Raw genomic sequence first — 18,403 nt, forward strand, 5'->3', positions numbered from 1 at the left:
AGAAATGCTGCGATGCGAAAGTTTCGCCGCTTTCAGGTATCATGTTCCCAGTTTCGCCGCTAAATCGTAGGTCTTCGCTTTACGTTTTCCGCTGAATCTGTCCTTCGCAGACACGCCGTCTGCGATCCACCCGTTTAATGCTTGAACGATACCGAACCGGTCCTCCGGCCTGGTGTGCCGGCCGCATTTGCATTGGGCAAATGCCGGGCGCACGGACCGGGGATGCCGTTTTGCCGATTGTGCTGAAAAACCATGTCCACTTCCGCTGAATATACCGGGGCCATCCACGAGTCCCGGCATCGCCCCCTCACTTCCTCCGACTACAAGACGCTCGGCCTGTCGGCCCTGGGCGGCACGCTGGAATTCTACGATTTCGTCATCTACGTGTTCTTCGCGGCGGTGGTCGGCAAGCTGTTCTTCCCGGCCGACATGCCCGAGTGGCTGCGCATGCTGCAGACCTTCGGCATCTTCGCCGCCGGCTACCTTGCGCGTCCGGTGGGCGGCATCGTCATCGCCCACTACGGCGATGTGATCGGCCGCAAGCGCATGTTCACGCTGTCGATCTTCCTGATGGCCGTGCCCACGCTGGTGATCGGCCTGTTGCCGACCTACGCCAGCATCGGCGTGGCTGCGCCCATCCTGCTGCTGTTGATGCGCACCCTGCAGGGCGCCGCCATCGGCGGCGAGATGCCGGGCGCCTGGGTGTTCGTGGCCGAACACGTGCCGGCCAACCGCTACGCCTTCGGCGTCGGTTCGCTGACCGCCGGCATCACCGGCGGCATCCTGCTGGGTTCGCTGATGGGCATCTTCATCAACAGCGTGTTCGAACCCGGCGAGGTGACGGGTTACGCCTGGCGCATTCCCTTCATCCTGGGCGGCGTGTTCGGCCTGGTGTCGGTCTACCTGCGGCGCTACCTCGAAGAGACGCCGGTGTTCCGGGAACTGGCGGCGCGCCGCGCCCAGTCCAGGGAACTACCGCTCAAGACGGTGCTGCGCGAGCACCGCGCCGCCAGCTTCCTGACCGCCGGCATGACCTGGTGCCTGTCCGGCGCCATCGTGGTAGTGATCCTGATGACTCCGTCTTACCTGCAGACCGTGCACCACCTGCCGGCCAAGCTGGTGATGCAGGCCAACTGCGCCGGCACGCTGATGCTGACCATCGGTTGCCTGGCCATCGGCTGGCTGTGCGACCGCATCGGCACGCGCGCTTGCATGATCATCGGCTGGGGCGGCCTGGCGCTGTCGACCGTATGGTTCTATGGGCAATTGCCGGGCTCTCCCGAATCGCTGGTCTGGGGCTATGGCCTGGTCGGCCTGTTCGTGGGCAGCATCGCGCTCACCCCGATCGTCGCTACCCGCGCCTTCCCGCCGCCGGTGCGTTTCTCCGGCCTGTCCTTCGCCTACAACATGGCCTATGCGGTGTTCGGCGGGCTGACCCCGATCCTGATCTCGTTGTGGATCAAGCAAGACGTGCAGGGCCCGGCGCACTATGTGCTGGCGCTGTCCATCCTCGGCGTGCTGCTGGCGTTCGTGCCGATGAGCAGCAAAGGCTACCAGGCCGCCGGTCGGGACTGAGCCGTTCTCTCTTGAACCAGGCCCGGAGTCCGCAACGCGGCTCCGGGTTTTGTTTTTTGCGCGGCAGGAATCGGCGCGTGGTGGGGAAGACGGGCATGCTGCATGTTATCTGGATAGCCATCGCTTTTATTTCCCCCCGCACTATACTGAAGAGGTTCCCCTTCCTGGGCATGCCATGCAGTCCCTGATCCACACCTGCCATTACCGCGATCATGAGATCAGCGTCGTCGGCTTCGAAATGCTCGACGGCTGGCACCTGGCCGTGCAGATCAAGCAGGAGTGGAAACCGGCATGGCCGGCCTGGCGCGACAAGGAAAGACTGTATGAGGACTTCGATGAAGTGAAAGCGGCCGGCATGGCCTGGGCCGTCACAGCGATCGACCAGCGCCTGCCCGCCTTGCAGGCCTAGAACCTGGGCCTCACCTCTGCCGATGCGTGAAGAAGCCGCCCTTGGCGAAACGCACCGGATCCGCATCCATGGCTGCGATCAACTGGTCCATCCCGCCGGCCGCGTTGCCGGCGCCTGACCCTGCCCCTTCCACCGCCGTTGTCGAACGGCACAGCATGTCGTCCGGCGACCACTCGCCGCCGGCATTGCGCGCGCGCAGCCAGCCGTCGCGGTCGGCCAGCAGTTGCGTGCCGGGCAATTTGTCTTCGGGGGTGCCGGTGATGATGGCGATGGCGCGCAGCGTATCGCGCTGGTTGTTGGCGCAAGCGATGGCGCCGACGCTATCGGCTGATGCGGCCGCGCCGTCGAGCAGCACGCTTTGCAGGCGGGGATCCTCGGTTGGCGGCGTCTTCCCGGATTCGGCCACTACCAGCCTCACGCGTTGTCCATGCCATTGGCTCAGACGCATTGCGCCCGGCGTGCGACATGCCAGCGCTATGTCGGGCAGCGCCACCGGCCGCGGCCAGGCGCCGGTGGCGGCGATGCCCACGCCGGCGGCATTGGCCTTCATGTAGTCGATCAGGGCCCAGCTGTCGGCGACGCTGATGCGCGTGACGAAAGCCGGCATGCCGCCCTTGCCGTGCTGCAGGCTCCAGAAGATATCGCCGTCGCTGCGCCGCCATAGCAGGCCGCTCGACAGGTTGGGCGGCGCGACCGGCAACGACAGCCCCAGCGGCGTGTTGCCACGGCCGTCGGCGCCGTGGCAGGCGATGCATTGTTGCGTATAGAGTCGTTCTCCGCGCACGATGGCGCTGGCGGAAAACCCGGTGGGGGAAACATGGAAACTGGTCGGCGCTGCGGGGGCGGTGAACAGGGCCGCATCCGGCCAGGGAGTGAACAGCAGCAAGGCGCCGCCGGCCAGCAGCAGCGGAATGCGCGCCCGTTTCCAGGCGCAGGCCAGCGCCGCCAGCAGCAAGGCGGCCGCGCTATAGGCCAATGCCGCCAGCAGCGCGCGCGCCACGCTGCGGTCGATCAGCATGACCTCGCCGCTCAGGCGCAGTGCAAAAGGCCAAGCCGGCTGGCCATCGATATCCCGCGTGGCGCCCAGCGCGGCGAGCACATGCAGCAGGCCCTGCTGCAGCGACTGCATCGCCTGCAGCAGCAGGCCGATGCAGGCATCCCAGTCGATGCCGGCGTCAGGGATCACCAACTTCCATCCAGCCCCAGGTGACGCATCGCCTCATGCCGCAACTGCGCCAGCCTGGCGTCGCCGCGATGGCGCGGATAGGGCAGGTCGACCTTGATTTCGGCGCGGATGCTGGCCGGGCGCGGGCCGAACACGATCACCCGCTGCGCCAGGAACAGCGCCTCTTCGATGTCGTGCGTGACCAGCAGGGCGGAGAATTGTTGCCGCTGCCATAACGAGACCAGTTCGCTTTGCATGGTCAGGCGCGTGAGCGAATCGAGCTTGCCCAGCGGTTCGTCCAGCACCAGCAACTGGGGATCGTTGACCAGCGCGCGCGCCAGCGCCACGCGCTGCGCCATGCCGCCGGAGAGCTGGTGCGGGAAGGCGTTGGCGAACTCTTCCAGGCCCACCAGCGCCAGCGCATCGTCCACCCGCTGGCGATGCTGCTGCAACAGGCCGCGCGCCTGCAGGCCCAGCGCCACGTTGTCCCATACCTTGCGCCACGGATACAGGGTCGGATCCTGGAACACCACGATGCGCGAAGGATCGGGGCGGTCGATCGGCTTGCCGTCTTGCAGGATGTCGCCGGCGGTGGCCGGCTCCAGCCCCGCCACCAGCCGCAGCAAGGTCGACTTGCCGCAGCCGCTGGGGCCGAGCAGGGCGACGAATTCGCCGGGTTCGACCGACAGCGAAATATCGTCGAGCACCTGCAGTACGCCTTGCTTCTTGCCCTGCAACGCGAACCAGTGGCTGACCTGACGCACGTCGATGCGCGCGCCTTCGGACGCCGCCGGCGGGGTTGCCGGTTGCGCGTCTTGTTGCGGATACTGCTGCGTTGCCGTCACCATTTCACGGTTCCTTTCTGCCACGACAATGCGCGGTCGCGCACCTTGAACAGCAGCGTGATCAGCCCCGAGCACAGCGCCGCCATCACGATCAGCGCGGCGTACATGTTGCTGTAGGCGGCCCAGCCCTGCGACCATTGCAAATACCAGCCCAGGCCGGCCTTGACGCCCATCATCTCGGCGGTAACCAGCACCGAGAACGCCGCGCCCAGGCCCATGAACAGGCCGACGAAAACCTGCGGCAGCGCGGCCGGTATCGCCACCCGCAATACCAGGAAGGATGCCGACGCGCCCAGCGTGCGCGCCACGTCGTAGTAGCTCTTGTTGACCGAGGCCACGCCGGACCAGGTCAGCACCGCCACCGGGAACCCGGTGGCCAGCGCGATCAGGAACACCGCGGCGGCATAGCTGGACGGCGCGAAGAAGAACGCCAGCGGCAGCAGCGCCGAGGCCGGCACCGGCCCCAGGAAGCGCAGCACCGGATGCACCCAGTAACCGGCAATGCGCGACCAGCCGATCCATACGCCCACCAGGAAGCCGACTGCCGCGCCGCTGGCGAAACCATGCACCAGCAGGCGCAGCGAATGCGCGGTGGACAGGCCCAGGCGCGGCCAGTCTTCGGCATAGACTTCGATCAGGCTTTGCGGCGGAGCGAAGAAAGGCGAGGGCAGCACGCCCAGCTTGGCGGTCAGCACTTCCCACACGCCCAGCAACACCGGCAGGGCCACCAGCCATTGGCCGGCCGGCCGCAGCAGGCGCACCGCGCGGGCGGCCGCCTTGCTGGCCGCGCCCAGCGACAGCGCGGCCAGCAGCAGCGCGACTGCCGTCGCCGCGTAGCCGAACTCGGCGGTGAACGCCCAGTCGCTGAAGCCGACTTCCTTGTTGGGCCACGCCAGCGTCAGCAGGCCCAGCGCCAGCCAGGCAAAAGCCGCCAGCAAACCGGCGCGCCACGGCGCCGCCTGGCGCTGCGGCGGAGCAAGCGCAGGCGCAGTCACGGTCGCAGTCACATTCGGGATCACGCTGGTGGTCGTCATGTCAGGTTCCTTTCATGGTTGCGGCGTGCGGCCATGTCAGGCCAGCACGTCCACCGTCACGTGGCTGGCGAAGCGCGCCGGGTCGGTGCCCTTCTTGAGCACGCCGGCCGTGTGGAAGTCGCGCGCGAAGTACTCGACCTCCGAGCGCAGGGCGTTGCCGGTGGGGTGGTTGTGGTAAGTGAGGTCGGTGAGCAGCGCGCGCAGGTCTGCCACCGGCACCTTGGGCGAATACTTGGCGTACAGCTTGGCCGCCTCGTTCGGGTTCTCCGCCACGTATTCTGAGGCCTGGATGATGGAGCGCACCACGGCCGCCGCGGCCGGCCGGTTGTTGCGCACGAAATCGCCGCGCGCGCCGGTGATGCAGCAGATCTTGTCCTTGTACTCGCCGGTGCCGCTGTTGCCGATCTCGGTGAACACGCCCTGGTTGCGTTTTTCGATCAGGTACACGTTCGGGTCGCCATCGGCGATCGCCTGGATCTCGCCCTTCTTCACCGCCACATCGAGCAGGTCGGCCGGGTAGACGCGCCATTGCACATCCTTGTCGATATCCACGCCGCGCTTGGCCAGGTGGATGGCGAAGAAATTCTTGGCCGGGCTGTTCAGGTCGGACACGCCGATGGTCTTGCCCTTGAGCTGTTTCCAGTTGCTCATGCCGGCGTCCTTGACGCCCACCATGCGCAGGCAGCCGCCGTGCGCGGCGCCGATCACCTTGACGTCGAAACCCGATTCCAGCGGCTTGAGCCAGCGGTGGATCAGGCCCACGCCGACGTCGGCCTTGCCGGTGGCCAGCGCTTCGAGCAACTGGTCGGTCGAGCCGCCCCAGTTGAGCAGTTCGACCTGCAGGCCGTTCTTTTCGAAGATGCCTTTTTCCTGCGCCACCACCACCGGCGAGAGGCAGAAAGCCACCGCGCTCCAGGCGAAGGTCAGCTTGTGCGGCGCGCCGGCCGACCAGGCGCTGCCGGCGGCCAGGGATCCCCCGATCCCGGCCAGTGCGGCGGCACCCCCGGCGCGCAGGATGTCGCGGCGCGACCAGGAGGCGGATGTGTCTTGTTCAAGCGAAGGGAGGTCTTTTTTCATTTGGTCATGGCTCCACTGAGGTCGAAGGAAATGCAGGAAAGCGGCAGGCGTGGCGGCCGCAAGATGTGAAATATGAACCAACCGCGAACGCAAGCAAACGAACAAGAGCGAGCAAGCATATGTGCCGGGCATGGCATATCCATATGCGGATTGCTTCGTTGCGACGGCGCCGCGCGCGGCGGGAAACTGTCGCGGCCAGCCGCCAACGGGCAATCGCCAACAAGCAATCGCAGACAAGACCGCAGACAACGAGGACGCCATGACATCACTGAACCACTACCTGAGCGAAAAACGCAGCGCCGTGCTGGCGCGCGAAGCGCTGATCGAAGCCGGCAACGCCGGCCCCAATGCCCTGCAGGCGCGCGTGTCGGCCGAAGGGCGCAGCGGCGTGCGGCGCATCCGCATCCGCGACCACCAGGTCATCAGCGACAGCCCGCCGGATTTCGCCGGCTACAACCTGGGGCCCAGTTCGCCCGAGCTGCAACTGGGCGTGCTGGGCTCCTGCGTCACGCATATCTTCCTGATCCAGGCGGCGCAGCGCCAGGTGCCGATCGATTCGCTGGAAGTGGAGGTGAGCGGCAAGATCGATCCGCGCGGCGGCCGTCCCGGCCATGAGCACATCCCCATCTGGCCGCACGACATCGCTTATGTGGTGCACCTGGATTCGCCGGCACCGGACGAGGACGTCAAGGCGCTGTTCGAGGCGGTGGAGGCCAGTTGCCCCATCCTCAACCTGCTGAAGAACCCGCAGGAGATCCGCGCCGAGATCCGCTACCACCGCACGCAGGCGCAGGAGTCGCGCACCGGGGTGGAAGACGCCATCGTCTAGCAATCCGTCCAGGCCAAGCGGCACGCCGGCAGCTTCACGGTCGCCGGCGTGCCGTTTTGCTTGCGCGCCGGCAGGAATGGAAAAACTTGCTTATAGTCTGCGTTGGTGTTGGCGCAGACTAGGGCCTGTTAACAATTAATTTGCGAGTGCGAGTGTCCAGCAAGCGTTGTCTGCCTAGGCGTGGCGACGCGTCGTAGCGGTGCTACGGCAAGGAGCCGCAACAACGGCAGGCAACGCATCTCGCAAATTAAATGTTAACAGGCCCTAACAATCTTGATCGAGGAGCGGGACATGGCAGCACCCCATATTTCAACAGCGGCGCCCGTGCAGGAATCAGTGAATGAGCCAGCACATGAGCCAGCGCAGGAAGCCCGCCAGCTCTGGCGCCTGCGTGCTTTCGTGACGCAGTTCGCGCAACTGCTGTCGGAGGCGCCGCCGGAGCCGGTCATCCTCGATGCCGGCAGCGGCTTGCTGCGCGAACTGGTGTCGCATGACGATTGGTTGCCCGAGGCATTCGCCCAGCCCGATGCGCAGCGTTACCGGCAATACCTGCTGCACGCCGATTCGGCGCAGCGCTTTTCCGTCGTCAGTTTTGTCTGGGGGCCGGGGCAGCGTACCCCCATCCACGACCATACCGTATGGGGGCTGATCGGCATGCTGCGCGGCGCCGAGCATGCGCAATCCTATGCGCCGGCGGCCGGCGGCTTGCAGAAGATCGGCCAGCCGGTGCGGCTGGCGCCGGGGATGGTGGACGCCGTCTCGCCCAACGGCGCAGGGCTGCATGACGTGCACCAGGTCAGCAACGCCTATGACGACCGGGTCTCCATCAGCATCCATGTGTATGGCGCCAACATCGGCGCGGTACGGCGCTCCACCTACCAGCCGGACGGGCAGCGCAAGCCGTTCATCTCGGGCTATTCCAACAGCACGCTTCCCAACATCTGGGATCTCTCATCCGAACAACAATCACCAAGCCATCATCCATGACCACAGGCATCTCCTCCGCTTCCCTTCCCATTCCCGCCATCTCGACGGCCCAGGTGCGCGCCGCGCTGCTGGCCCGGGAAGAAATCGCCCTGCTGGACGTGCGCGAAGAAGCGCCGCATGCGCAATCGCATCCGCTGTTCGCCGCCAATTTCCCGTTCTCCCACCTGGAGCTCAATGCCTGGACCCGCATCCCGCGCCGCGACACCCGCATCGTCACGCTGGACGATGGCGAAGGCCTGGCCGTGCGCGCGGCGCAGCGCCTGCGCGCGTTGGGCTACACGGATGTGCATGTGCTGCAAGGCGGCGTGAGCGGCTGGCGCGAGGCCGGCGGCGAGCTGTTCCAGGATGTGAACGTGCCCAGCAAGGCCTTTGGCGAGCTGGTGGAATCGCAGCGCCATACGCCTTCCTTGTCGGCGCAAGAGGTCAAGGCCTTGCTGGATGCGCAGGAAGATGTGGTGGTGGTGGATGCGCGCCGCTTCGACGAATACCAGAACATGAACATCCCCGGCTCGATCAGCGTGCCCGGCGCCGAGCTGGTGCTGCGCGTGCGCGCATTGGCGCCGGACCCGGCCACGCGCGTGATCGTCAATTGCGCCGGCCGCACGCGCAGCATCATCGGGACGCAGTCGCTGGTCAACGCCGGCATCGCCAATCCGGTGCATGCGCTGCGCAACGGCACCATCGGCTGGACGCTGGCGGGACAGGCGCTGGAGCACGGCCAGCAGCGGCGCTTTCCCGAGGCCGTGGATGATGCCCTGGTGCGCCAGGCCCGGGAGCAGGCGCGCGCAGTGGCCGACCGCGCCGGCGTCAGGCGCATCGATGCAGGCCGCCTGGCCGAGCTGGAGACGCCGGGGCGCACCGTCTACCGTTTCGATGTGCGTACGCCCGAGCAATACCGCGCCGGTCACCTGCCGGGTTTTTTGTCCGCGCCCGGCGGCCAACTGGTGCAGGAGACCGAGATGAACGCGCCGGTGCGCGGCGCGCGCATCGTGCTGGCCGACGACGACGGAGTGCGCGCCAACATGACCGCCTCCTGGCTGGCGCAGATGGCGTGGGAAGTGTATGTCGCCGATGGCTTTGCGGCCGCCGACTTTGCCGTTGCCGGCGAGGCGCCGCGCCCGGTGCCCGAGTCCGGGGTGTCGCCGCAACAGCGCATTGCGCCGGCCCAACTCAAGGCCTGGCTGGAGCAGGACCGGGATACGGTGCTGCTGGACGTCTCGCTGAGCGCGCGTTATGTGGCGCGCCATATCCCGGGAGCGTGGTTCGTGCTGCGCTCGCAGATTGAAGCTGTGGCCCGCAACTTTCCATCGGCTTCGCGCTATGTGCTGACCTGCGGCACGTCCTTGCTGGCGCAGTTCGCGGTGGCCGATTTACAGGCGCTGGTAGCGCAGCCGGTGTACCTGCTGGAAGGCGGCAATGCGGCCTGGGAGCGTGCCGGCTTCGGTTTCGCCGCCGGCGAGGAGACCTTGCTGTCGGCCCGCATCGACCGCTATCGCCGGCCGTATGAGGGCACCGACAATGCGGCCAGCGCCATGCAGGCTTATCTCGACTGGGAGTTCGGCCTGGTCGAGCAACTGGGGCGCGACGGCACGCACGGTTTCTTCGTGATCTGATCCGCCGCGCCTGCCGCCTCCGGCGCTTCAGACCGACCTGGTCAAGCCGCCATCCACGCGGATGTTCTGTCCCGTGATATAGGCCGCGCCTTCGGAAGCGAGGAAGGCGACGGTCGCGGCGATTTCCTCGCTTTTCCCGTAGCGCTGCATGGGCACGCTGGCGCGGCGCTCTTCGCGCGCGGGCAGGCTGTCGATCCAGCCCGGCAGGACATTGTTGATGCGGATATTGTCCCTGGCGTAGGTGTCGGCGAAGATTTTGGTGAACGCCGCCAGGCCCGAGCGGAACACCGCCGAGGTCGGGAACATGTCGCTGGGCTCGAACGCCCAGGCGGTGGAAATGTTGATGATGGCGCCGCCTTGTTGCCGTTGCATGAACGGCGTCACCAGCCTGGCCGGGCGGATCACGTTCAGGAGATAGGTCTCCATGCCGCGGTGCCAGTCGTCGTCGCTGATCTCCAGGATCGGCGCGCGCGGGCCGTGCCCCGCGCTGTTGACCAGCACATCGATGCGGCCCCATTGCGCCACCGCGCGCTCGACCAGCGTCTTGAGGTCGTCGGTCGACTGGTTCGACCCGGTGACGCCGATGCCGCCCAGCTCCCCGGCGAGCGCCTCGCCTTTGCCGGAGGAGGAGAGAATGGCGATCCTGTAGCCGTCGGCCGCCAGTTTCTTGGCGGCGGCGGCGCCCATGCCGCTGCCGCCGGCGGTGATCAGGGCAACCTTGTCTGTCATGGAAAAATCCTTTGTGTCGGTGGGATGAATTGGATTGGATTAGATTGGGTGGCGGGATTCTAGCCTGCTTATCTGCTATCCGAAGCGCGCCTCGCTGGGCGGATGGCCGATGATGCGCTTGAAGGCGCGGCTGAACGAGGCCTCCGAATCGTAGCCGAGCCGGTTGGCGACCACCGCCACGCGCATGCCTTCGCGCGCGATCCAGTGGCGCGCCTGGAACATCTTGACGCGGGCCACGTACTTGGCCGGCGTCTCGCCGACAGTGCTGGAGAATTTCTCGATGAAGCTGGAGCGCGACGTCCCCATCACATCGGCCAGCTCCGCCACCGACCATTCGCGTTCGGGCTGGCGATGCACCGCCGCCAGCACCCGTCCGACCTGCGGGCAGCGCACCGCGGCGATCCAGCCGGTGGCGTCGCTGCAGGCGCATTCGACCCAGGCGCGGATGATGCTGGCCGCCAGCACATCGGCCAGGCGCGCCAGGATGCCGCAGGCGCCGATGCGGTTCAAGGTCACCTCGCGTTCCATCGCCTCCAGCATCGACAGCACCGCCGGGTCGCTTTGCTGCAGGTCGCGGGCGCGCATGACGTCGGGCATCATCGCCAGCAACGGGTGCAAGGGGTCGAGGTTGAAGCGCATCGTGCCGGTGAACAATATGTGCGACGGTTCCGCGTCAGCAGCGGCGCTCTCCACGGCCGCCGCGGCCCCGGCATCACGCGCGCAGGAGCTGGAATGGCCCACGTCATTGACCAGGTAGAGATTCTCCGACAGCACCTTGCGCGCCAGCGTATCGATATCCACGGACGGCACTTCCGGCGAACTGGCCATGACATGGAAGGTGCTGCGCGGCAACAGCAAGGCGTCGCCGGCATGCAGGGGCATCCAGTCGGTGCTTTGCGTGCGCATCCAGCAATTGCCCTGGGCGATGAAATGGAAAGTGGCCTCGGGCCTGGGCGGAAACGCCACCGCCCAAGGCTCGTGCGTCACGCAGCGGCCATATTCCACCCCGTCCAGGCGCAGGCCCAGGAGGATGTCGGTCAGGGTATCGGGGATGTCTTTGTCGGCCATGTGGGCGCCTCTTGCTCAGGTTTGTCGGTCTTGGACGAATAGTCATGAGAATAGACGTTAATGGCATGGAAAGTCCAGCCCATTCCCCATAAACTGCGGTTCCCATACTCTGTTGAGATCCGTTATGCCTGAATCCATCTGCATCGAATGCCCCGACTCGCAATATGCGGGCACCCCGGCCACTCCGGCCACTCCGGCCGGGGGGCCTGACGCCGACGCCGGCGCGGCCGGCCGCGCCAACTGGCTCGGCATCGCCAGCCTGGCGCTGGGCGTGTTCGGCCTGGTGACCGCCGAATTCCTGCCGGCCAGCCTGTTGACGGCCATGTCCACCGACCTTGGCGTGTCCGATGGCGCCGCCGGCCAGGCCGTGACCGCCACCGCAATCGTGGGCGCCATTGCCGCGCCGACGATCCCGGTGCTGACGCGCAACTTCGACCGCAAGCGGGTGGTGCTGGCCTTGACCATGCTGCTGGTGCTGTCCAACGTGCTGGCTGCGACCGCCAGCAACCTTCCGGTGCTGCTGGTCTCCCGCGTGATGCTGGGCGTGGCGCTGGGCGGTTTCTGGTCGATGGCCGCCGCGCTGGCGATGCGCCTGGTGCCGGAAAACGTGTTCGCCCGCGCCATGTCCCTGATCCTTACCGGGGTGTCCGTGGCGACCGTTTGCGCCGCCCCCATCGGCGCCTATATGGGCAACCTGTGGGGCTGGCGCAGCGCCTTCGTCGCCGCCGGCATCGTGAGCGTGGCGACCCTGGCCGTGCAGATCTTCGCCATCCCCAAGCTGCCGCCCAAGGACAACCCTAACCTGAAGGTGCTGTTCGAGCTGCTGGGCCGTTCCCATGTGCGGGTCGCCTTGCTGGCCGTGCTGCTGGTGATTTCGGGCCACTTCGCCGGGTTCACCTATATCCGTCCGCTGATGGAACACATCACGCACCTGTCGGTGGCCACTATTTCGGCGGTGCTGCTGGGTTATGGCATCGGCGGTTTCTTCGGCAACTTCGCCGGCGCCTTCATCGCCGAACGCAGCGAGCGCCATGCCATCGTGTTCGGCGGCGCGCTGATTACCGTGCTGGCCGTCGCGCTGTGGGTGGCCGGCGCCTCGTCCACGGTGGCGGCAGTGTCGATCGCGCTGTGGGGCTTTGCCTTCGGCGCCTTCCCGGTCGGTTTCCAGACCTGGATCGTGCGTGCCGCGCCGGACCATGCGGAAGGCGCGGGCGGGTTGCTGGTGGCGGCCTTCCAGATAGCCATCGCCAGCGGCGCCATCGGCGGCGGCATCCTGGTCGACCAGGTCGGCGCGCTGGGCGGCCCGATCTTCGCGGCCATCGCAATCATGCTCGGCACCTTGCTGACATTGCGTTACGGCCCGCGTCCGGCGCGTATCGAGAACGCCTGAAACGCCTGGAAGCGCATGAGGCCGGCATCGAGCGCCACATTTCTTTCACCGACGACTGACACGCATATCATGCCAACCGATCTTTCCGTCAACCGCCGCATCGTCCTGGCGGCCCGTCCACGCGGCGTGCCTGTGCCCGCCGATTTCCGCCTGGAACAAGCCCCGCTTCCGGCGCCGCAGGAAGGGCAAGTGCTGTTGCGCACGCTATGGCTCTCGCTCGATCCCTACATGCGCAACCTGATGGAAGAAGTCGGGCCGGGCTATGCCGACCCCATGCCCCTGGGCGCGACCATGGTCGGCGGCACGGTCAGCCGGGTCGTCCAATCGCGCCATCCGCGTTTCAAGGCTGGCGAGCTGGTGGTCGGCAACGCCGGGTGGCAGGACTACGCGATCTCCGACGGCAGCGACCTGATGCCCGTGGGCGATCTTGGGCAGCCTTCGCTGGCGCTGGGCGGACTCGGCATGCCGGGGTTCACGGCCTATGTCGGCTTGCTCGATATCGGCGAACCCAAGCCGGGCGAAACGGTGGTGATCGGCGCCGCCACCGGCGCCGTCGGGGCGGTGGCAGGCCAGATCGCCAAACTCAAGGGGGCGCGCGTGGTCGGCATCGCCGGCGGCCCTGACAAATGCCGTTATGCGGTGGAAGAACTCGGTTTCGACGTTTGCCTCGACCATCGCGATCCGCAGTTTGCGCAGCAGCTCGCGGCCGCCTGCGCGGACGGCATCGATGTGTATTTCGAAAGCATCGGCGGCGCGGTGTTCGATGCCGTGCATCCGTTGCTCAACCTGAATGCGCGCGTGCCGGTCTGCGGTTTCATCGCGCACTACAACGAAAAGACGGCAGCCGGACCGGATCGCTTGCCGGGATGGATGGCGACCCTGCTGGCCAGGCGCATCCGCATGCAGGGCTTCATCATCCTCGACCACTACGCCACGCGCTTCGATGCCTTCCGCCGGGACATGCTGGCATGGCATGCCGCCGGCAAGGTGAAGCTGCGAGAGGATATCGTCGATGGTCTGGAGAACGCGCCCGCCGCGTTCATCGGTTTGCAACGGGGGCGCAATTTCGGCAAGCTGGTGGTGCGTGTGGCCGGGGAGTGAAACAGATTCCTGGCAGATCCTGGGCGGGACCTTATTGGCGCGCCGCCAGCAGCAATGCGCCGGCGCCGATGAAGAAGCCGCCAGTGGCCTTGTTCAGGCGCGCCACGCCGCGCGAGGTGCGGATGAAATGGCGAATCTGCCTGCCGCAAGCGGCATAGACGGTGCTGGAAACGAATTCGGCGCCCAGGTAGATCGATCCCAGCACCAGGAACTGGTGCGCCGCCGGCCGGGACTGGTTGATGAATTGCGGGAAGATCGCCGCGAACAGCATGATGGCCTTGGGATTGGTGATACCGAGCAGGAATTCCTGCATGGCCAGCGCGCGCACGCCTTTATGCGCCTGGCCGGCTTTTCCCGCAGCGGTCGATGAGGCCATGCCGTCGGCCAGTTCCAGCCCCTGGAATTCGCGGCTGCGCCAGGCGCGCCAGCCGAGATAGAACAGGTAGACGGCGCCCACCCACTTGACCGCCGTAAACGCCGTCTCCGAGGCCAGCAGCATGGCGCCCAGGCCGACGGCGGAAACCGTCAGGAAAATGGCGAATGCGGCCACCCGGCCGAATGTCGCCAGCAAGGCCGCCCCGATACCGTGCCGGATGCCGTTGTTCAACGCGCAAAAGTTGTTCGGGCCGGGAACCAGCGCCAGCATGATGGCGACGGGAATAAAGAATAGGGCGTCCATTTGGCTCGTCTTCAGGGCTGGCAGGGGAGGGAGTGGAGATTCTATCAGCAGTGCGCAAACTCCATCGCAAGCCCCATCGCAAGCCCCATGCTGCCGCCCGGGATCGCGCGGCGGCGCTATGGCAGGCTGGCCAGGCGATCGATGCCGGCGGCCGCGGCCGTCATGCTGTGGCGCGGATCGCTGTCGAGCTGCCTGATCCATCGGAACAGGAATTCTTGCGCCGCCTTGCGCAGGGGCGGCCCATAGCGCTCGCTGTCGTTGCGGAAGCGCGCGATGTCGAAACCCGGCATGCGCGCAATCTCAGGGCCGCCGGCGATCAGCCAGCGTTCGATCTTGGCGGCATCCAGTTCCGGGTGGAATTGCAGGGCAAGGCAATTGCGGCCCCAGGCAAAGGCCTGGTCGGGGTTGTGGGCGGAAGCAGCGAGATGGCGCGCATTGGGCGGCAGGCCGAAACGGTCCGCATGCCATTGCATGACGCGGATGCCCGGTTCCAGCAAGGGCCGCAGGTAGCCGGCACAGGCATCGGCGCCCGCGGCCAGCGTGGTCCAGCCGATATCCCCGGCGCCGGGCTGGATGCCGGCGCCCAGGGCGATGGCGATCAGGTGGGCGCCCAGCGCGATGCCCAGCGTCGGCATGTCGTCGATGAGCCTGGCGCGCAGCCAGGCGATCTCTTCGCCCAGGTACGGGTAGCGCGGGATGTCCCGCGCCGACACCGGGCCGCCCAGGACGACCGCGATATCGGCATCCAGCGGCGACTCGGCGCACAGCGGCTGGACGCCGACGTCCAGGTAGCGGACGGCGAATCCCATTTTCCTGAATTGCGGCTCGAAGACTCCCAGGTCTTCGAAGGGCGTATGGCGTAGCGCCAGGACGGTTTTCATGACGGTTCCACCTTGCGCAATAAAGAGAAGGGCGGCGCGGCGCGCCATACCTTATTCGAGGGAAAGTTTTCCAACGACTGCGCGCAGCAGTATCCCATCGGCGAAGCGGGCTGGATAATGAAAAATACCTCGGTTTATTATCAAAAAAATGTTTTTGAAAAGCAGGATGGGTGAAATTGGAAAAAATATTTTGAACTAGCGTTGCTTGAAGGTTGGAGCTTGGTCGGCGCGGGCATCATATGGTTGCCATGGCCTTGCAGGTATTCCTGCTGCCGGGCCAGCACAACGCCGGCGCCCGCTGTCGCGATGGGGCAAAAATGCCCATTCATTGCGGTGTGTCTTGATGCATACTGGCGCATGTCCTTTGCCATGAATCGTACGTCGAATGCCGCTGTCTCCTGAACTTGTCGCCTTCCTGGAAAAGTCGCGCTGGCCGTCCACCTTGACCGCCGGCCAGATGGATCGCCTGCGTCAGGATATTTACGAACGGGCCTATCCTAGCGGAGCCATCATCTTCCCCCGCGGGAGCCTGGCAGACCACTGGTTTGGACTCATCGAGGGAATGATCAAGGTGGATACGGTTTCGCCCGATGGCAGGTCCACCACCTTCGCCGGCGTCCCGGGCGGCGCCTGGTTTGGCGAAGGCGCGGTGCTCAAGAATGAACCGCGCCCTTACTCGATAGTGGCCATCCGGGACAGCAAGCTGGCCTTTGTGCCGCGAACGACATTCGAATGGCTGCTGGCGGAGAGCACTTCTTTCAGCCGCTTCGTGATCGACCAGCTGAACTGGCGCTGCGGCTATTACGTGGCCCTGATCGAGAACCGGCGGTTGCGTGAGGCGCCCGCACGCGTTGCATTTTGCCTTTCGGAACTGTTCAATCCCCAGCTGTATCCATCGACCGAGCCGACGCTGCGGTTATCCCAAGAGGAGATCGGGCGCCTTTCCGGCCTGTCTCGCCAAAACACCAACCGGGCTTTGCGTGAACTGGCGGACGCAAAGATGCTGGCCGTGGAATACGGCTCCGTCGTCATCCTCGACCTTCCCCGGCTGCGGGAGTTTGCGCGCCAGGACGAGTGATGCGGGAGCGCATCGCCTCCATGAAAATGAAACGGCGCCTGTGGGCGCCGTTCGTCATCAGGCCTTGGCCAATTCGGTGATTGCCGCCTTGCTGCCGGCTTGTTCCCGTAGCTTGAACTTCTGGATCTTGCCGGTTCCGGTCTTGGGCAGCGGACAGAACACTACGCGTTTCGGACATTTGAAGCGGGCCAGGCGCGCTCGGCAGAATTCGATGATTTCTTCTTCTGTCGGCTTTTGGACGCCCTCCTTGAGTTCGATAAAGGCGCACGGCGTTTCGCCCCATTTGGCGTCTGGCTGGGATACGACCGCGGCGATCAGGACTGCCGGGTGGCGGTGCAGAATGTCCTCCACTTCGACCGAGGAGATATTTTCTCCGCCCGAGATGATCACATCTTTCGCGCGATCGGTGATCTGGACATAGCCGTCCGGATGAACCACGGCGACATCGCCAGTGTGGAACCAGCCTCCCGCAAAGGCGTTCCTCGTCGCTTCCTCGTTCTTCAGGTAGCCCTTCATGACGATGTTGCCCTTGAGGAGCAGTTCGCCTTGCGTACGGCCATCGAACGGTACCGGTTCGAGCGTCTCCGGATCGGCCACCATCAAGGCCTCCAGCGCTGCCGACCGATTGCCTTGCCGCGCCATCAGGCGGGATTGCTCATCCTTGTCCAGCGCCGACCATTCGGGAGGGATGTAGCAGCTCACAGGGGTGCCGGAAGCCTCGGTGATCCCATATACGTGCTCCACTTCAAAGCCCAGCGCCAGCACCGCCTTCAGTACCGCCGCCGGCGGCGGCGAACCCGCCGTCCGAATGCGGACGGTGCGCGGCAGCGGCCGTTTTTCCGATTCGGGCGCGCTGGCGATGGAGGCCAGCACGATAGGCGCCGCGCAGAAATGATCGACGCCATGGTCGGCAATGGCGTCGAAGATATTCTTCGCGGTCACCTTGCGCATGCACACATGGGTTCCGGCCGCGGCGGTGACCGCCCAGGTAAAGCACCAGCCGTTTGCGTGGAACATGGGAAGCGTCCACAGGTAGGTCGGATTGCGCGGCATGCCCCAGTCGGTCAGCTGCAACATGCTCATCACATAGGCGCCGCGGTGGCTGGGAACGACGCCCTTCGGATCGGATGTCGTCCCGGAGGTGTAATTCAGGGCGATGGCATCCCATTCGTCCGCCGGCCACACCCCGGGGAAATCCGGATCTCCTTCCGCCAATAAGGCCTCGTAGTCCAGTTCCCCGATCGCATTGCCGGGAGGCGCCTCCAGGTCGTTAATGTCGACGATCAGCGGCTTGCCGGGAAGGGATGCTACAGCCTGCGAAACCAGATCCGAGAACTCGCGATCGACCAGGAGAATTTTGCATTCGCCATGCTCAAGGATGAATCGGACGCCGTCCGGATCCAGCCTGCAGTTAATGCTGTTCAAAACCGCTCCGCTAAGCGGTATGCCGAAGTGGGCCTCCAGCATGGCCGGCGTATTGGGCGCCAGGATCGAGACGGTATCGCCGGCCTGTATGCCGCGCTTGACCAGTGCGCTGGCCAGGCGGCGGCAGCGCAGGCGCGTTTCGCGCCAGGTTTGCTCAAAGCTGCCGTGCACTACGGCAATCCGGTCGGGATACTGTTCGGCGCTGCGGTCGAGGAAATGTAATGGCGTCAATGGCAAATGATTGGCCGGCGTACGGGAAAGCCCCTTCCCATAGATGGAGTTTTGCATCTGGTGTCTCCTGAATTATTTAGATTTATTGGATGCGGCGATTTCTGCACTTTTTCCAAACGCAGAAGCGCCTCCGTCTCAGGGGCTACTGTAGGTGCGGACGACGGCGCAAGACTGTCCTGAACGAGACATTGCGCCTCATTTGCCGCTTCTCTGCCTTGACTGTCTTGAACAGGACAATGTCTTGAACAGGACAGCGCGCATCCATCATCGCCTCTAATCTCCGTCAC

At 65.5% G+C, this 18,403-nt stretch carries 18 protein-coding genes; 9 read left to right on the top strand and 9 right to left on the bottom strand.

Translation table 11 applies throughout. The annotated features are described in order from the left end of the window. The first annotated feature begins 252 nt into the window (after window positions 1-252). Both FB597_RS00065 and FB597_RS00070 read left to right on the top strand, forming a co-directional pair. The gene (locus tag FB597_RS00065) at window positions 253-1,575 is read left to right on the top strand and encodes an MFS transporter (protein ID WP_144767452.1); all 1,323 of its coding nucleotides are present in this window, start codon (window positions 253-255) and stop codon (window positions 1,573-1,575) included. 175 nt (window positions 1,576-1,750) lie between these two features. Further along, entirely contained in the window at window positions 1,751-1,984 is a 234-nt protein-coding gene (locus FB597_RS00070; RefSeq protein WP_144767455.1) for a hypothetical protein, read from the top strand. 10 nt (window positions 1,985-1,994) lie between these two features. On the opposite strand, the gene FB597_RS00075 is transcribed toward FB597_RS00070, so the two are convergent. Genes FB597_RS00075 through FB597_RS00090 form a run of 4 tightly spaced genes read right to left on the bottom strand, consistent with a single transcriptional unit; the run spans window position 1,995 to window position 6,105 of the window. Further along, on the bottom strand, window positions 1,995-3,170 hold the full coding sequence (locus tag FB597_RS00075) for a cytochrome c (RefSeq protein WP_370454634.1): 1,176 nt from the start codon (window positions 3,168-3,170) through the stop codon (window positions 1,995-1,997). Continuing rightward, the gene (locus FB597_RS00080) at window positions 3,167-3,997 is read right to left on the bottom strand and encodes an ABC transporter ATP-binding protein (RefSeq protein WP_144767457.1); all 831 of its coding nucleotides are present in this window, start codon (window positions 3,995-3,997) and stop codon (window positions 3,167-3,169) included. Before FB597_RS00080 ends, FB597_RS00075 begins: the two co-directional genes overlap by 4 nt. Then, on the bottom strand, window positions 3,991-5,028 hold the full coding sequence (locus tag FB597_RS00085; RefSeq protein ID WP_144767459.1) for an ABC transporter permease: 1,038 nt from the start codon (window positions 5,026-5,028) through the stop codon (window positions 3,991-3,993). The genes FB597_RS00080 and FB597_RS00085 overlap by 7 nt, the downstream gene beginning before the upstream one ends. A gap of 36 nt (window positions 5,029-5,064) precedes the next feature. Beyond that, window positions 5,065-6,105, bottom strand: a complete 1,041-nt coding sequence (locus tag FB597_RS00090; protein ID WP_144767461.1) for an ABC transporter substrate-binding protein — start codon at window positions 6,103-6,105, stop codon at window positions 5,065-5,067. Between the two features lie 259 nt (window positions 6,106-6,364). Here FB597_RS00090 and FB597_RS00095 point away from each other — a divergent pair, with 259 nt between their 5' ends. From FB597_RS00095 to FB597_RS00105, 3 genes are all read left to right on the top strand, one after another. Further along, entirely contained in the window at window positions 6,365-6,934 is a 570-nt protein-coding gene (locus FB597_RS00095; RefSeq protein WP_144767463.1) for an OsmC family protein, read from the top strand. Between the two features lie 291 nt (window positions 6,935-7,225). Then, on the top strand, window positions 7,226-7,921 hold the full coding sequence (locus tag FB597_RS00100; protein ID WP_144767465.1) for a cysteine dioxygenase: 696 nt from the start codon (window positions 7,226-7,228) through the stop codon (window positions 7,919-7,921). After that, window positions 7,918-9,534, top strand: a complete 1,617-nt coding sequence (locus FB597_RS00105) for a rhodanese-related sulfurtransferase (RefSeq protein WP_144767467.1) — start codon at window positions 7,918-7,920, stop codon at window positions 9,532-9,534. Before FB597_RS00100 ends, FB597_RS00105 begins: the two co-directional genes overlap by 4 nt. 27 nt (window positions 9,535-9,561) lie before the next feature. Here FB597_RS00105 and FB597_RS00110 read toward each other — a convergent pair whose 3' ends face one another. Further along, on the bottom strand, window positions 9,562-10,263 hold the full coding sequence (locus FB597_RS00110; protein WP_144767470.1) for an SDR family oxidoreductase: 702 nt from the start codon (window positions 10,261-10,263) through the stop codon (window positions 9,562-9,564). A gap of 75 nt (window positions 10,264-10,338) precedes the next feature. Continuing rightward, window positions 10,339-11,331, bottom strand: a complete 993-nt coding sequence (locus tag FB597_RS00115) for an AraC family transcriptional regulator (RefSeq protein WP_144767472.1) — start codon at window positions 11,329-11,331, stop codon at window positions 10,339-10,341. Between the two features lie 124 nt (window positions 11,332-11,455). Between FB597_RS00115 and FB597_RS00120 the strand changes: the two genes are divergently transcribed. Together FB597_RS00120 and FB597_RS00125 are read left to right on the top strand one after the other, a co-directional pair. Continuing rightward, on the top strand, window positions 11,456-12,721 hold the full coding sequence (locus FB597_RS00120) for an MFS transporter (protein ID WP_144767474.1): 1,266 nt from the start codon (window positions 11,456-11,458) through the stop codon (window positions 12,719-12,721). 69 nt (window positions 12,722-12,790) lie between these two features. Further along, window positions 12,791-13,822 (top strand): NADP-dependent oxidoreductase, encoded by a 1,032-nt coding sequence (locus FB597_RS00125; protein WP_144767476.1) that lies wholly within the window; start codon window positions 12,791-12,793, stop codon window positions 13,820-13,822. 31 nt (window positions 13,823-13,853) lie between these two features. Here FB597_RS00125 and FB597_RS00130 read toward each other — a convergent pair whose 3' ends face one another. Together FB597_RS00130 and FB597_RS00135 are read right to left on the bottom strand one after the other, a co-directional pair. Then, entirely contained in the window at window positions 13,854-14,501 is a 648-nt protein-coding gene (locus FB597_RS00130; RefSeq protein ID WP_141911620.1) for a LysE family translocator, read from the bottom strand. 116 nt (window positions 14,502-14,617) lie between these two features. Next, on the bottom strand, window positions 14,618-15,382 hold the full coding sequence (locus tag FB597_RS00135; RefSeq protein ID WP_144767478.1) for a glutamine amidotransferase: 765 nt from the start codon (window positions 15,380-15,382) through the stop codon (window positions 14,618-14,620). A 12-nt stretch (window positions 15,383-15,394) separates the two neighbouring features. On the opposite strand from FB597_RS00135, the gene FB597_RS20050 reads away from it, so the two are divergent. Both FB597_RS20050 and FB597_RS00140 read left to right on the top strand, forming a co-directional pair. Continuing rightward, on the top strand, window positions 15,395-15,556 hold the full coding sequence (locus FB597_RS20050; RefSeq protein WP_186442714.1) for a hypothetical protein: 162 nt from the start codon (window positions 15,395-15,397) through the stop codon (window positions 15,554-15,556). A gap of 211 nt (window positions 15,557-15,767) precedes the next feature. Further along, entirely contained in the window at window positions 15,768-16,460 is a 693-nt protein-coding gene (locus tag FB597_RS00140; RefSeq protein ID WP_141911626.1) for a Crp/Fnr family transcriptional regulator, read from the top strand. A 57-nt stretch (window positions 16,461-16,517) separates the two neighbouring features. Here the strand turns inward: FB597_RS00140 and FB597_RS00145 are convergent, their stop codons facing one another. Continuing rightward, a complete protein-coding gene (locus FB597_RS00145; RefSeq protein WP_144767480.1) occupies window positions 16,518-18,173 on the bottom strand; it encodes an acyl-CoA synthetase in 1,656 nt (551 codons plus the stop codon). Between the last annotated feature and the right edge of the window lie 230 nt (window positions 18,174-18,403).

The organism is Herbaspirillum sp. SJZ099, assembly GCF_007828355.1.
Taxonomy (GTDB): domain Bacteria; phylum Pseudomonadota; class Gammaproteobacteria; order Burkholderiales; family Burkholderiaceae_D; genus Herbaspirillum.